Annotated in this window: 12 protein-coding genes; 4 read left to right on the forward strand and 8 right to left on the reverse strand. The window is 71.4% G+C overall.

Features of this window, described 5'->3' with window-relative positions; translation table 11 throughout:
• Window positions 1-165: 165 nt before the first annotated feature.
• Window positions 166-1,548: a helix-turn-helix domain-containing protein gene (locus ACFYWX_RS16110; RefSeq protein ID WP_389424626.1), complete on the reverse strand. Its 1,383-nt coding sequence runs from the start codon at window positions 1,546-1,548 to the stop codon at window positions 166-168.
• Window positions 1,549-1,794: 246 nt separating this feature from the next.
• Here ACFYWX_RS16110 and ACFYWX_RS16115 point away from each other — a divergent pair, with 246 nt between their 5' ends.
• The 3 genes from ACFYWX_RS16115 (at window position 1,795) to ACFYWX_RS16125 (ending at window position 4,000) form a co-directional block, all read left to right on the forward strand.
• Complete coding sequence (locus ACFYWX_RS16115; RefSeq protein WP_389424627.1) at window positions 1,795-2,415, forward strand: hypothetical protein; 621 nt, start codon at window positions 1,795-1,797, stop codon at window positions 2,413-2,415.
• Between the two features lie 242 nt (window positions 2,416-2,657).
• Window positions 2,658-3,125: a hypothetical protein gene (locus ACFYWX_RS16120; RefSeq protein WP_389424628.1), complete on the forward strand. Its 468-nt coding sequence runs from the start codon at window positions 2,658-2,660 to the stop codon at window positions 3,123-3,125.
• Between the two features lie 416 nt (window positions 3,126-3,541).
• A complete protein-coding gene (locus ACFYWX_RS16125) occupies window positions 3,542-4,000 on the forward strand; it encodes an ATP-binding protein (RefSeq protein ID WP_389424629.1) in 459 nt (152 codons plus the stop codon).
• Window positions 4,001-4,089: 89 nt separating this feature from the next.
• On the opposite strand, the gene ACFYWX_RS16130 is transcribed toward ACFYWX_RS16125, so the two are convergent.
• Complete coding sequence (locus ACFYWX_RS16130) at window positions 4,090-5,133, reverse strand: DUF2637 domain-containing protein (protein WP_389424630.1); 1,044 nt, start codon at window positions 5,131-5,133, stop codon at window positions 4,090-4,092.
• 302 nt (window positions 5,134-5,435) lie between these two features.
• The gene (locus tag ACFYWX_RS16135; protein ID WP_389424631.1) at window positions 5,436-6,275 is read right to left on the reverse strand and encodes a (2Fe-2S)-binding protein; all 840 of its coding nucleotides are present in this window, start codon (window positions 6,273-6,275) and stop codon (window positions 5,436-5,438) included.
• Window positions 6,276-6,444: 169 nt separating this feature from the next.
• Here ACFYWX_RS16135 and ACFYWX_RS16140 point away from each other — a divergent pair, with 169 nt between their 5' ends.
• On the forward strand, window positions 6,445-7,251 hold the full coding sequence (locus ACFYWX_RS16140; RefSeq protein ID WP_389424632.1) for a GntR family transcriptional regulator: 807 nt from the start codon (window positions 6,445-6,447) through the stop codon (window positions 7,249-7,251).
• Window positions 7,252-7,273: 22 nt separating this feature from the next.
• Here the strand turns inward: ACFYWX_RS16140 and ACFYWX_RS16145 are convergent, their stop codons facing one another.
• From ACFYWX_RS16145 to ACFYWX_RS16165, 5 genes are all read right to left on the reverse strand, one after another.
• Window positions 7,274-8,425 (reverse strand): XdhC family protein, encoded by a 1,152-nt coding sequence (locus ACFYWX_RS16145; RefSeq protein WP_389424633.1) that lies wholly within the window; start codon window positions 8,423-8,425, stop codon window positions 7,274-7,276.
• Between the two features lie 49 nt (window positions 8,426-8,474).
• A complete protein-coding gene (locus ACFYWX_RS16150) occupies window positions 8,475-9,932 on the reverse strand; it encodes an NCS2 family permease (RefSeq protein WP_389424634.1) in 1,458 nt (485 codons plus the stop codon).
• A gap of 83 nt (window positions 9,933-10,015) precedes the next feature.
• Window positions 10,016-12,400 (reverse strand): xanthine dehydrogenase family protein molybdopterin-binding subunit, encoded by a 2,385-nt coding sequence (locus ACFYWX_RS16155; protein WP_389424635.1) that lies wholly within the window; start codon window positions 12,398-12,400, stop codon window positions 10,016-10,018.
• Between the two features lie 2 nt (window positions 12,401-12,402).
• On the reverse strand, window positions 12,403-12,945 hold the full coding sequence (locus ACFYWX_RS16160; RefSeq protein ID WP_389424636.1) for a (2Fe-2S)-binding protein: 543 nt from the start codon (window positions 12,943-12,945) through the stop codon (window positions 12,403-12,405).
• Window positions 12,945-13,835, reverse strand: a complete 891-nt coding sequence (locus ACFYWX_RS16165) for an FAD binding domain-containing protein (protein ID WP_389424637.1) — start codon at window positions 13,833-13,835, stop codon at window positions 12,945-12,947. Before ACFYWX_RS16165 ends, ACFYWX_RS16160 begins: the two co-directional genes overlap by 1 nt.
• Window positions 13,836-14,011: the final 176 nt, after the last annotated feature.

A 14,011-nucleotide genomic window follows, 5' to 3' on the forward strand; every position in this document is an offset into this window, starting at 1 on the left:
GCCCGGCACGCCCTCTCGCCGCACCGGCCGAAAACCCAAGTACATCCAGTACGAGGGCTTCCGGCCGGCACGCCGAGAGCACGCTCCCCCACTCTCGGCTTCGCTCGAGCGGGAGGGACCCCCACGACGCCGCTCCTTGACGGGCAAACGTTGCCTGCCGGGGCACTAGCTGTAGGGGCGCCAGTGGCGTTCCGAGGTGTCGTACACGTACCGGGGCAGGCCCTCGATGCCGCTCGTGCGGAACGGGCGGCCGTGGTCGTCGATGCGGACCGTGCCGGTGCGGCCCTGGGAGGACCAGTCGAGCTCCAGGTACCAACTGCAGTCGCAGCCTTCCGTCCGGGCGGTGACCAGCAGCACCTCGGGATCCTCGGCGGAGACGCGGTACGGCAGCTCCACCGCCGGGATCGGCGTGCCCTCGTCGCTGCCGGCCATCGAGCGGGCGACGGGGCGGTCGGCGTCCAGGTCCACCGCGAAGTAGCGGGGGCTGATCGAGCCGCCGCAACCCTGGTCCATGGCGTAGGAGTTGCCGGGGGCGGGCTGCGCACGCCCGACGACCCGGACCCGGAGCGCCTCCAGGACGACGGCCGTGGAACTGCGCCCCTGCACCGAGATCTTCACGTTCGTATCCCGACCGTGCACCGCGCCCTGCGTCGCCGCCCAGGTACCGGCGTCCTGCGCGGCGGGAGGCGGAGGGACCTGGGCGGGTGACTTGTCGATGACGTAGTCGTGGCCGCAACCGAGCTGCCACACCTGGGAGTCGGCGGTCCACGCGAGCGGCACGGCCGTCGGCGCCTTCGCACTCTTGGTGGGGCCCGTGCTCGGGGTGAGTGAGGCGGAGGGCTTGTGCCGGGTGCCGGGTGTGGGGGTGGTGCTCGTGGAGGCGGAGGCGGAGGCGGCGGGGGAGGGGGACGGGCTCGGTGTGGCCGAGTGGTGGTGCTGCGAGGCCGTGGGGGTGGGCTGTGCGCTGGACGCGCCCGGGGACCGCAAGGTGTCGGACGCGGAGGGACGGTCGGACGGCAGGGCGGACAGGCTGCCCAAGGTGGCGAGCAGCGCACAGGCGACGGCCGCGCTGACGGCGACCCGCCGACGGCGGTACCACGGGCGGGGGGCCGGGGCGGGCCGAGGGCCGCTTGCGAGGGGGTTGTTGCTGTTCGTGGCGGGGCCGGCCGTCGGGTTGGTGGGTGCCGGCGACGCGACCGGACCCTCAAGGTCATCCCCGGCGGGCCGTAACGCGTCCTCCGCCGACGTCTCCGCCGACGTCTCCGCAGGCGCCTCCGGCGCGCCCCCGACCCGAGGCCGCTGTCGTGCCGCCACCGCCAGCAGCCAGCGGCGGTGGAGTTCCAGGCGTTCCTCCGCCGACGCCCCGCAGAAGACGGCCAGTCGCTCCACGGGGGCGAAGTCCTGGGGTACCGCCTCTCCGGCGCAGTACCGGTGCAGCGTGGAGGTGTTCATGTTGAGCCGGCGTGCGAGGGAACCGTAGCTGCGGTCCGTGCGCGCCTTCAGTTCCGTCAGCAGCGCCGCGAACTCCGCGACGTCGTCACCGCTCACGCTCGACACCGTTCCCTCGCGTCCCTCCGACCCGGGACGGCATCCCAGGCTCTCCTATACCTGCACGTCAGAAGGGATGGGATGGTTCCAGGGCGGCAGATCGGGCGAGAACCGTTGCACCCGGCCACCGTGACCGCTGATGCTTCTGGTGTCGCACCGACCAGGGCCGGACCGACCACACCGGCGTCGCGGCGACCATCCACACCCACGCACTCACCGCACTCATCGCACTCACGGGGGACAACCATGCCCAAGCGCACCCGAGCAGGCGTGCTCACCGCACTCGCTGCCGCAGGCCTCGTCCTCGGCACCGCGCTCGCCGCACCGGCGGGGGCCGCCACACAGGCGCCCGGATTCCTCTCGGCCAAGGACCTCCCGCCGCACTCCACCTCGTCCTGGACGGCTGGCCCGGTCACCACCGGCGTACCGGAGGAAGTGGAAGTGGACACCTGCCTGAGCATGGCGCTCGGCGGCGGCCAGGACACCTGGTACCGCGACTTCCGCACCGACCTGGACACGACCGCCCGCCAGGTCAGCGTCGAACTGTCGAGCGTCAGCGCGGCGAAGGGCCGCTTCTCGCGGCTGAACCAGGACATCAATTCCTGCCCGGCGTGGATCGAGGAGGCCGACCCGGAGATCGAGGTCACGCTCAAGGACTACGGCACGCTGCCCGTCGAGGAGGGCGCCCACGTCTACGGCCTGCACACCGAGACCTCCTGGGGCGCGACCGACATCCGCCTCCTCTCGGTCGGGCGGGACGGCACGACCGTGACGGTCGTGGACTGGGGCCAGATGGGCGACTTCGCCGACGCTCCGGTGAAGGCGTTCAAGAAGACCACCACCACAGCCGTCAACAAGCTCCACTGACCGACGGCACACGAAAGCCGGGCCGCCGCCCTCCCGCCACGGGGGTCGGGAGGGCGGCGGCTCCTCGCCCGACCACTGCCCACGGCAGAAGCAGCAGCGGCAGAAGCAGCAGCGGCAGAAGCAGCAGCGGAAGCAGCAGCAGAAGCAGCAACAGAAGCAGAAGCCGAAGCAGAGGCAGAGGCAGAAGCCGAAGCCGAAGCCGAAACAAGCAGACTCAGAATCAGAAACGAGGAACACCACACATGTACAGCAAGAACGCCACGCGCCGCGCCGCCCTGGCCGCCGGTCTCGCCCTGGCCCTCGGCGTCGGTCTTTCGGCCCAGGCGTCCGCCGGCGCACCCCGCTCGGTGAGCGGCAAGCCGTCCGACTCGGTCACCCGCATCGCCGACTTCTACGGCGCCTACATCGACGCCAAGAGCGACCCGGACCACGGCGGCAGGCTGGCGGAGGAACTGCGGAAGTACTACGTCAACGCCGCCTACCTGAAGAAGCTGACGGCCTGGGAGGCGAAGAACGGCGTCGACGGCGTCCTGCACGCCCAGAACGTGCCGGTCCAGTGGAAGGTCACCGACAACGGCACCGCGAACTACACCGAGGCCGGCATCACGCTGACCTGGGGCGACGGCTCCACGACCAAGCTGGTCGTCGACATGAGCCGCAGTCACCGGATCATCCACATCGGCACCAAGGGCATCGAGGGCTCCTCGTAAACCACACCCGCACCCACACCCGCCGCAGCCACACCGTCGGACTCGCTCCAGCTGAGTTCCTGGGTGAGGGACCTACGGATTCCGGCCAACTTCGCCGGCCGCGGGAAGTCGGCGGTGCAGCCGAAGGAGTCCGCCAGCCGGACTCCTTCGGTCTCGCAGGCATGCACCGCTTACTTCTCGGCGGCTCGGAAAGCGGTGTCAGGAGGTCTTCCACCCGACCCGGGACCGATCCGGACACCTGCCGGACATGCGGGGGACGTCGCCGGTATGGCCGAACACCCGGTCGTTAACGCTTGGACATGACTGGCCGCGTGCCCATCGGGCAAGGATCCCCGTGAACGTGTTCGAGCAGGAGGGGAACCGACATCGGCACGCGGGCGGGGGTCATGAAGAGGCAGGCACGGGGCAGCGGTTCCATGGCGATCGCGAACACCTCGGCGAAGACGGAGACGGCGGAGGACGAGACCGAGGGCGCCGGGGACCAGGCGCAGCCGCCTCAACTCAGGCGCAGACTCGGGCGGGCGGACCTGCGGGAGGTGCCCGAGGCACGCCGGGCACTGCGCGAGCTGCTGCGGCAGTGGGGGAAGCCCGGACGGTCCGACATCGCGGAACTGCTCACCAGCGAGCTCGTCACCAACGCGCTCGTCCACACCGACCACGACGCTGTCCTGACGGCGACCGTCGGGCCCCGTGGCCTCCATGTGGAGGTACGGGACTTCGTGGGGCGCAGACCCCGGTTGTGCGTACCGATCGCCGACGAACGCACCCACGGGAGGGGCCTGGTCCTGGTGCAGTCCCTCGCCGACGCGTGGGGCGTACGGGCGCACGGCGTGGGCAAGGCGGTGTGGTTCGACCTGGACGCCGAGGCGGCGTGAACGAGTTCGACGACCAACAAGACGGACGGCAACGGGAAGGGGCGTGACCCCGCGGGTCACGCCCCTTCCCGTTGTGCTCGTTCGCTCGGTCAGCCGAACTGCTGCTCCAGGTCCTTGAGCTTGCGCTCGAGGGAGTCGAGCCGCGGCAGGGCCATGGTGTCGTCCTCCGCGGTGAGGTCGACGGTGAGCGCGTCAGAGCCGTGGCGGACGGGCTCCAACGAGGGCCTGGCGCGTACGGGCAGCTCCTCCGCGCCGGATATGGCAGGCTCCGCGGAGACCGAAGTGGAGGCGCGCTCCAGGGCGGCGGCCTCGACCTGGCGTCCGGTGCCGCGGCCGGCGAAGCCGCGGTGGCCCCGGCTGATGGCCTTGAGCTGCGCCCGCTCGACCCGCTGCTGGCCGCGCCGACGCTGCCGGGTCTCCTCCTTCTGGCGCTTGTCCTCGCGGACCTCCTCGACCGCCTCGTCGAGGCTGCGGACACCTTCCAGGAGCATCAGCGACCAGGCGCCGTACGTCTCACGCGGGGCCCGCAGCCAGCGGACGATGCGGATCTGCGGCAGCGGCCTGGGCACCAGGCCCTGCTCGCGCAGGGCGGCCCGGCGGGTCTGCTTCAGTGCCCGGTCGAAGAGCACGGCCGCGGAGAGCGACATGCCGGCGAAGAAGTGCGGGGCACCGGCGTGGCTCGCGCCGCGGGGCGCGTGCACCCAGTTGAACCAGGCGGCGGCGAACGCGAACGTCCACACCAGTATCCGGGAGCCGAGCGCCGCGTCACCGTGGCTGGCCTCGCGCACGGCGAGTACGGAGCAGAACATCGCCGCGCCGTCCAGGCCGAACGGGACCAGGTACTGCCAGCCACCGGTGAGGCCGAGGTTCTGCTCGCCGAAGCCGACCAGGCCGTGGAAGGAGAGTGCGGCGGCGACGGCGGCACAGCAGAAGAGGAGGACGTAGGAGGCGGTGGCGTAGATGGCCTCCTTGCGCCTGCGGCGCTCCTCGCTGCGCTCCCACGAGTCGTCCGCGCTCGTGTCCTTCCCCGAGGTGCGCTTTCCGCGCGCGAGCACCGCTACCGCCGCCAGCATGCCCAGGAACAGTACGGCGCCGGGAAGCAGCCAGTTCAGCGATATGTCGGTCAGTCTCATCTGGGGTCCCTTGCATTGGGATAGGGCATAACGCCCGCCATAGTGGCCCAATCCCGTCGGCCCTCAGGGGTTTTCGGGGCAAGAGGCCGCCAAGGAAGTGCAAGGGAATGCCCAGGGCGACGTTCTGCTCGAACTGCCGCTTGAGGTGCGGGAGTTGCGTTCGAATAAGACTACCCGCACGGGTGGTTCCACGGAAAGTTCCCGTGACAAGTGAGGAAGTTGTGAATCGCCCGTAACCCGCGGGGTGTCCCACTCGCGGGTGATCCTACGGGGCCGTCCGGGTGATCCTGCCTGAGGGGTCCTCAACTGGCGGCGGCCAGCAGCCTGGTGACCCTCTCCGCGTCGCAGGTGCGGGGGCAGGTGGCGCAGGTGTCCTTCGGGCGCACCGTGTAGAACATGCAGCAGCTCGCCCGGTCCCGGGTGGGCAGCGACTCGCCGTCCGGCCCGGTCAGCTCGCGGAAGGACGCCGAGCCGACGTAGGGCTTGGTCGCGCCCGGCAGCAGCAGCTCCAGCTCGCGCTGGGCCCGCGCCTCCTCGCCGAGGAGGTGGGCGACGTACCAGAGCCCCTCCACGACCTCGTCGGTGGCCATGCCCCACAGCGCCCGGCCGCGCCGCCGCATCCGGGGCCCGAACCCGGCGAGGACCGGTTCCAGGTGCTCGGCCACCGCCGCCCGCACCTCCGCCCGCAGCGCCTCCTCGTCCGGGACCACCCGGGCGCCGGGCAGCGCGGCCGCCGGATCGTCCGGCAGGCAGGCGAAGGTGGTGGCCCGTACGGCCAGGCGCATCTCTCCCGGGGTGCTCCGGTCGTACGAGACATGCGTCACGGGGAAGCGGGGGACCCGGCGGAGTGTGAACCACGGGACGGTGATCAGCAGGCAGGCCGGCCAGGCGTACCGGTGCAGTCCAAAACTGGCGACGACGTCCGGGCGGGCCTTCTGCCCGTAGTCCCGCAGGACCTGGGCATCGTCCCAGGCCAGGAACGCTTCCAGGGCGGCCCCGCCCCGCGCGAGCTCGGCGGCGTCGACCCAGCCGCCGCCGCGCGGGTCCGGATCGCGCGGGCCCGGCTCGGTGACGGTCAGTCCTGGATACGCCCTGGTGAGGCGTGCGTACGCGTCCGTGAGGGCCGAAGCGGGCACAGGCATACGGGACCACCGAATTCAGAGGGTGACGTCATGGCTGACAGAAGGCAAGGCTTACCTTACCCGGGATGTTCGAGATTTGAACTGGCGCTCGATACGCCTAAGGTGCTTGACGGGTGAGTAACAACCGCCCGTAATGACCCCAAGTGCTGACAACCCCGGAGGAGGGCCCGTGAAGCAGGGTGCGCAGGGCTCCGCCGGTGTGGGGGGATCAGGGACGGGCGAGGTGTGGGCGGCGCGGGTGCCCGCGCAGGCCACCGCCGCGGACGCCGGGGGCGGGCGCCGGGACGTGGGTGGCGCCGTCCGGGGCGAGCACACGCACAGCGAGCCGCCCCTGCCGCGCCCTCGTCCCCCTGTCGTGCAGCGCTCCTCCGTGCGCGGCCAGATCCTCGACGCGCTGCGCTCCGCGCTGGTCGGCGGGGACCTCAAGCCCGGCGAGGTGTACTCGGCACCGGTGCTGGGCGAACGCTTCGGGGTCTCCGCGACGCCCGTGCGCGAGGCGATGCAGCAGCTCGCGCTGGAAGGCGCCGTCGAGGTCGTCCCCAATCGGGGCTTCCGGGTGGTCGAGCGCGGGATGCGGGAGCTGGCGGAGCTGGCGGAGGTACGCGCGCTGATCGAGGTGCCGGTGATGCTGCGGCTGGCGCGCACGGTGCCGGGGGAGCGCTGGGCCGAACTGCGCCCGCTCGCCGAGGCCACCATCCGCGCGGCCTCCTCCGGCTGCCGGGCCACGTACGCGGAGTCCGACCGGGCCTTCCACTGTGCGGTGCTGGCCCTTTCGGGCAACGAGCAGTTGGTGCGCATCGCGGAGGACCTGCACCGGCGGGCCCAGTGGCCCCTGGTGGGCGGGCCGGTGACACGGGGGCGCGCCGACCTGGTGGCGGACGCGGCGGAGCACATGGCCCTGCTGGAGGCCTTGGGCGCCGGGGAGTTGGACGTGGTGCGGGGGCTGATGGGGGAGCACTTCGCCGGGGCGCGGTGACGGAGTCGTCTCGGGGCGCCGCTCAGGCCACCGACCCGATCCGCCCCACCGGCCCGGTCTCCGTGTCGTGGTGGATCGGGGTGTGTGCGCCGGTGAGGGAAACACCGCTGCCGCCACGCCGGTTGGCGACGATCTCCGACGCGATCGACAGGGCCGTCTCCTGCGGGGTGCGGGCGCCGAGGTCGAGGCCGATGGGCGATCGCAGGCGGGCCAACTCCAGCTCGGTGACGCCGACTTCGCGCAGCCTGGCGTTGCGGTCGAGGTGGGTGCGGCGGGAGCCCATGGCGCCGACGTACGCCACCGGCAGGCGCAGCGCGATCTTCAGCAGGGGGACGTCGAACTTGGCGTCGTGGGTGAGGACGCACAGGACCGTGCGGGCGTCCACCTGCGTGCGCTCCAGATATGTGTGCGGCCACTCGACGACGATCTCGTCGGCCTCCGGGAAGCGGGCCTTCGTCGCGAACACCGGGCGGGCGTCGCACACCGTCACGCGGTAGTCGAGGAACTTGCCGATGCGGACGAGCGCCGACGCGAAGTCGATCGCGCCGAAGACGATCATCCGGGGCGGCGGGACGGAGGACTCGACCAGCACCGTGAGCGGGGCTCCGCACCGCGAACCCTGCTCGCCGATCTCCAGGGTGCCGGTGCGGCCGGCGTCCAGGAAGGCGCCCGCCTCGGCGGCGACCGTGCGGTCCAGTTCGGGGTGGGCGCCGAAGCCGCCGTCGTAGGAGCCGTCGGAGCAGACCAGCAACGCCCGCCCGGTGAGTTCCGCCGGGCCCGTCACGATCCGCGCCACCGCCGCCGTCCCACCGCGCGCGGCGGCGGACAGCGCGGCGACGACCACCGGGCGGACCGGGTCGCAGGCCCGGACCGGGGTGACCAGGATGTCGATGACGCCGCCGCAGGTCAGGCCGACGGCGAAGGCGTCGTCGTCGCTGTAGCCGAACCGCTCCAGGACCGACTTCCCGTCCGCCAGGGCCTGCTGGCACAGGTCGTAGACCGCGCCCTCCACGCAACCGCCGGAGACCGAGCCGATCGCCGTGCCGTCCGCGTCCACCGCGAGGGCGGCGCCGGGCCTGCGGGGCGCGCTGCCGCCGACGGCCACCACGGTGGCGACGGCGAAGTCACGGCCCTGCTCGACCCACCGGTGCAGTTCTTCGGCGATGTCCAGCATCTCTCGGTCTCCTTGACAGCGGTTGCGTGGAAGGCGGTTCGGCGGGTGGCTAGTGCACGCCCAGCCAGCCCTCAATGGGACTGAGGGCGAAATAGACCAGGAAGATGCCTGTCAGGGCCCACATGAACGCCCCGATCTCCCTCGCCCTGCCCTGGGCGGCCTTGATCGCGACGTACGAGACGACACCCGCCGCGACGCCCGCCGTGATCGAGTACGTGAACGGCATGATCACGACCGTCAGGAAGACGGGGATCGCGGTGGCCCGGTCGGCCCAGTCCACGTGCCGCGCGTTCATCATCATCATCGCGCCGATCACCACCAGCGCCGCGGCGGCCACCTCGCCCGGCACGATCGCCGTCAGCGGGGTGAAGAACAGACAGGCCGCGAAGAAGAGCCCGGTGACGACGGAGGAGAGGCCCGTACGGGCTCCCTCGCCGACGCCCGTCGCCGACTCCACGAACACCGTCTGGCCCGAGGCGCCGGAGACGCCGCCGATCGCGCCGCCCGCGCCGTCGATGAACAGCGCCTTGGACAGGCCCGGCATCCGGCCCTGCTCGTCGGCCAGTTCGGCCTCGGTGCCGACGCCGATGATGGTGGCCATCGCGTCGAAGAACCCGGCGAGCACGAGCGTGAACACGATCATGCCGACCGTCATCGCGCCGACCTCGCCCCAGCCGCCGAACTCGACGTGGCCGAAGAGCGAGAAGTCCGGCATCGACACCGCGCTGCCGTGCAGTTCGGGGGCTCCGCTCGCCCACTGCTTCGGGTCGATGACGTCAAGTGCGTTGAGAACGACCGCCAGTACGGTGCCGCCGACGATGCCGATCAGGATCGCGCCGGGGACGCCGCGGGCCTGCAGCATGAAGATCGCCACCAGCGTCGCCGCGAACAACAGCACCGGCCAGCCGGCGAGTTCACCGGCCGGGCCGAGGGTGACCGGGGTCGCCTTGCCCTGGTGCACGAAGCCGGCCTTGTAGAAGCCGATCAGGGCGATGAACAGGCCGATGCCCATGGTGATGGCGTGCTTGAGCGCGAGCGGGATCGCGTTCATGATCATCTCGCGCAGGCCGGTGACGACGAGCAGCATGATGACAACGCCGTAGATCACGCACATGCCCATCGCCTGCGGCCAGGTCATCTGCGGGGCGACCTGCGAGGACAGCACGCCCGAGACGGACAGGCCGGCGGCGAGGGCGAGCGGGACCTTGCCGAGGAAGCCCATCAGCAGCGTCGTGAGCGCGGCGGCGAAGGCGGTCGCGGTGATCAGGGCCTGCCGGCCGAGGGTGTCTCCCGCGGCGTCCTGGCCGGACAGGATCAGGGGATTGAGCAGGAGGATGTACGCCATCGCCATGAAGGTGGTGACGCCGCCGCGCACTTCGCGTGCGACCGTGGACCCTCGCCGGGATATGTGGAAGTAGCGGTCGAGCCAGGACCGGCCGGCCGGGACGCGGGTGCCTTCGCCCGCGTCCTCCGGTGTGCTCCTGGGCTGCAGTGACTGCTGGGTCATGGTGCCGTCTCCCAAGTTTCACAGGGGGTTGGGATGTGCACGACCCGGGGGACGGCCCGAGACGAACGATCCGGGTTGAGGTGCTACGCCGTACCGGTGAGGTGTTCCGGGCGTACCGGCGTTCTGTTCAGCTCCAGGCCCGTCGCGTTGCGGATCGCCGCGAGGACGGCTGGAGTCGAGGACAGCGTCGGGGCCTCGCCGATGCCGCGAAGACCGTAGGGGGCGTGGTCGTCGGCGAGTTCGAGGACGTCGACAGGGATGGTCGGCGTGTCGAGGATGGTGGGGATGAGGTAGTCCGTGAAGGACGGGTTCTTCACCTTCGCGGTCTTCGGGTCGACGACGATCTCCTCCATGACCGCCACACCCAGCCCCTGGGTCGTACCGCCCTGGATCTGGCCGAGCACGGACAGCGGGTTGAGCGCCTTGCCGACGTCCTGGGCGCAGGCCAGCTCGATGACCTTCACCAGGCCGAGCTCGGTGTCCACCTCGACGACGGCGCGGTGCGCGGCGAAGGAGTACTGGACATGGCCGTTGCCCTGGCCGGTGCGCAGGTCGAAGGGCTCGGTCGGCCGGTGCCGCCACTCCTCCTCGACCTCCACGGCCTCCTCACCGAGGACGTCCACCAGGTCGGCGAGCACCTCGCCGCCGTCGGTGACGACCTTGCCGCCCTCCAGGAGCAGCTCGGCGGTGGCCCAGGCCGGGTGGTAGGAGCCGAACCTGCGGCGCCCGATCTCCAGGACCTTCTCGCGGACGATCTCACAGGCGTTCTTCACGGCACCGCCGGTGACGTACGTCTGGCGGGAGGCCGAGGTCGAACCCGCCGACCCCACCTGCGTGTTGGCCGGGTGGATCGTCACCTGGCCGACGCCCAGCTCGGTGCGGGCGATCTGCGCGTGCACGGTGACGCCGCCCTGACCGACCTCCGCCATGGCCGTGTGCACCGTGGCCACAGCCTCCCCGCCGACGACCTCCATCCGCACGCGCGCGGTGGAGTAGTCGTCGAAGCCCTCGGAGAAGCCCACGTTCTTGATGCCGACCGCGTAGCCCACCCCGCGTACGACGCCTTCGCCGTGCGTGGTGTTGGACAGACCGCCGGGCAGCTGCCGTACGTCCGCGCCCTCGCTGCTCTCCCACTGACGCTCCGGCGGCATCGGCATCGCCTTGACACGGCGCAGGAGTTCGGCGACCGGCGCCGGGGAGTCGACCGGCTGCCCGGTCGGCAGAAGGGTGCCCTGTTCCATGGCGTTGAGCCGCCGGAACTCCACCGGGCCCATGCCGAGTTCCTTCGCCACCTTGTCCATCTGCGCCTCGTACGCGAAGCACGCCTGGACCGCGCCGAAGCCGCGCATGGCGCCGCAGGGCGGGTTGTTGGTGTAGAGAGCGATGGCCTCGATCTCGACGTCGTCGACGACGTACGGGCCGACGCCGAGCGAGGAGGCGTTGCCGACCACGGCCGGGCTGGCGGAGGCGTACGCGCCGCCGTCCAGGACGATCCGGCACTTCACGTGGGTGAGCTTGCCGTCCCTCGTCGCCCCGTGCTCGTAGTACAGCTTCGCGGGGTGGCGGTGGACGTGGCCGAAGAAGGACTCGAAGCGGTTGTAGACGATCTTCACGGGCTTGCCGGTGCGCAGGGCCAGCAGGCAGGCGTGGATCTGCATCGACAGGTCCTCGCGGCCGCCGAACGCGCCGCCGACGCCGGCCAGCGTCATCCGCACCTTCTCCGGCGGGAGGCCGAGCACCGGGGCGATCTGCCGCAGGTCGCTGTGGAGCCACTGGGTGGCGATGTAGAGGTGGACGCCGCCGTCCTCCTCCGGCACGGCGAGGCCGGACTCGGGGCCGAGGAAGGCCTGGTCCTGCATGCCGAAGGTGTACTCGCCCTCGACGATCACGTCCGCGCGCTCCCGGGCCGCGGCGACGTCGCCGCGGATGATCGGCTGGCGGTGCACGATGTTCGGGTGGGAGACGTGGCCGACGTGGTGGTCGGTGCGGTTCTCGTGGACGAGGATCGCGTCCGGGGCGGTCGCGGAGGCCTCGTCGGTGATGACCGGCAGCTCGCGGTACTCGACCCTGATCTTGGCGGCGGCGCGGCGCGCGGTCTCCGGATGGTCGGCGGCGACGACCGCGACCGGCTCACCGTGGTGACGGACCTTGCCATGGGCGAGGACGGGGGTGTCCTGGATCTCCAGGCCGTAGTTCCTCACCTCGGTCGGCAGATCGTCGTACGTCAGGACGGCGTACACGCCGGGCGTGGCGAGGGCCTCGCCCGTGTCGATGGAGACGATCTCGGCGTGGGCGACCGTGGAGCGCAGGATCTGGCCCCAGAGCATGTCCTCGTGCCACATGTCGGAGGAGTACGCGAACTCGCCGGTGACCTTGAGGGTGCCGTCCGGGCGGAGCGTGGACTCGCCGATGCCGCCCCTGGTACCAGTGCCCTGGGTGATCTTCGTGGGAGCGCCGTTCGTCGGCATCGTCAGACCGCCTCTCCCTGCCGGGCGGCCGCAAGGCGGACCGCGTCCATGATCTTCTCGTAGCCGGTGCAGCGGCACAGGTTCCCCGAGAGGGCCTCGCGGATGTCCGCGTCGGTCGGGTTCGGGTTGCGCTCCAGCATCTCGTCGGCGGCGACGAGCAGACCCGGCGTGCAGAAGCCGCACTGGACGGCGCCGGCGTCGATGAACGCCTGCTGGACGGGGGAGAGCGCGGTGCCCCCGCCGGTCCGGGAGTCGGACGGCTCCGCCGCGTCGGGTGACGTGCCGCGGGCCCGCTGCTCGGCGTACTCGGCCAGGCCCTCCACGGTGACGACCTCCCGGCCCTCCACCTGACCCGCCGCCACCAGGCAGGAACACACGGGCACACCGTCGAGCCGCACGGTGCACGACCCGCACTCGCCCTGCTCACAGGCGTTCTTCGAACCGGGAAGGCCCAGGCGCTCCCTGAGCACGTACAGCAGGGACTCGCCCTCCCAGACGTCGTCGGCTTCCTGGGGGCGTCCGTTGACAGTGAAGTTGACGCGCATCACGCAGCTCCCTCCGTGGCGTGGCGGGCGCCGCGGTACGACTCCCAGGTCCAGGTCAGCGTGCGGCGGGCCATGACGCCGACCGCGTGGCGGCGGTAGCTCGCGGTGCCCCGGACGTCGTCGATCGGGTTGCAGGCGGCCGAGCACAGGTCCGCGAACTGCTTGGCGACCGACGGGGTGATGATCTTTCCGTTGTCCCAGAAGCCGCCCTCGTCGAGCGCCGCGTTCAGGAACTCCTCGGCGGTCTTCGCCCGAACGGGGGTCGGGGCGGCGGAGCCGATGCCGGTGCGGACCGTGCGGGTCCGCGGGTGCAGGGCGAGGCCGAAGGCGCAGACGGCGATGACCATGGCGTTGCGGGTACCCACCTTCGAGAACTGCTGCGGGCCGTCGGCCTTCTTGATGTGGACGGCGCGGATCAGCTCGTCGGGCGCCAGCGCGTTGCGCTTCACGCCGGTGTAGAACGCGTCGATCGGGATGCGCCGCGAGCCCCGTACGGACTCGGCCTCGACCTCGGCGCCGGCCGCGAGGAGGGCGGGGTGGGCGTCGCCGGCCGGGGAGGCGGTACCGAGGTTGCCGCCGACGCCGCCGCGGTTGCGGATCTGCGGGGAGGCGACCGTGTGGGAGGCGATCGCCAGGCCCGGCAGCTCGGCGCGCAGGTGCTCCATGATCTGCGTGTAGGGCACGGAGGCCCCGAGCCGCACACTGTCCTCGCCGACCTCCCACTCGTAGAGGTCGCCGACGCGGTTCAGGTCGAGGAGGTACTCGGGCCGCCGGTGGTCGAAGTTGATCTCGACCATCACATCGGTGCCACCCGCGATCGGCACAGCGGTGGGGTGCGCTGCCTTGGCGGCGAGCGCCTCCTCCCAGCTGGCGGGGCGAAGGAAGTCCATGACCGGCTCTCTTCTTCGTCTTGTGGGTCGTACGGATCGAGCCAGATCGGGTGCGGCGGGCCCGGCTCGTTCAAGTGCTGTTCACGTGGAGTGAGGCCAGTACACAGCGTGGTGCTCCGACCGGGTCAGTCACGGAAACCATGAAGGAGTTAGCTGGCCAGGGTGGGCATCTTGTA

It is taken from the genome of Streptomyces sp. NPDC002888, from assembly GCF_042888465.1.
Taxonomy (GTDB): domain Bacteria; phylum Actinomycetota; class Actinomycetes; order Streptomycetales; family Streptomycetaceae; genus Streptomyces.

Coding starts and splice junctions, on each gene's coding strand:
- ACFYWX_RS16145 (WP_389424633.1), bottom strand. CDS start 8,425: ATGCTGGACATCGCCGAAGAACTGCACCGGTGGGTCGAGCAGGGCCGT.
- ACFYWX_RS16135 (WP_389424631.1), bottom strand. CDS start 6,275: ATGCCTGTGCCCGCTTCGGCCCTCACGGACGCGTACGCACGCCTCACC.
- ACFYWX_RS16120 (WP_389424628.1), top strand. CDS start 2,658: ATGTACAGCAAGAACGCCACGCGCCGCGCCGCCCTGGCCGCCGGTCTC.
- ACFYWX_RS16150 (WP_389424634.1), bottom strand. CDS start 9,932: ATGACCCAGCAGTCACTGCAGCCCAGGAGCACACCGGAGGACGCGGGC.
- ACFYWX_RS16115 (WP_389424627.1), top strand. CDS start 1,795: ATGCCCAAGCGCACCCGAGCAGGCGTGCTCACCGCACTCGCTGCCGCA.
- ACFYWX_RS16165 (WP_389424637.1), bottom strand. CDS start 13,835: ATGGACTTCCTTCGCCCCGCCAGCTGGGAGGAGGCGCTCGCCGCCAAG.
- ACFYWX_RS16130 (WP_389424630.1), bottom strand. CDS start 5,133: ATGAGACTGACCGACATATCGCTGAACTGGCTGCTTCCCGGCGCCGTA.
- ACFYWX_RS16155 (WP_389424635.1), bottom strand. CDS start 12,400: ATGCCGACGAACGGCGCTCCCACGAAGATCACCCAGGGCACTGGTACC.
- ACFYWX_RS16160 (WP_389424636.1), bottom strand. CDS start 12,945: ATGCGCGTCAACTTCACTGTCAACGGACGCCCCCAGGAAGCCGACGAC.
- ACFYWX_RS16125 (WP_389424629.1), top strand. CDS start 3,542: ATGGCGATCGCGAACACCTCGGCGAAGACGGAGACGGCGGAGGACGAG.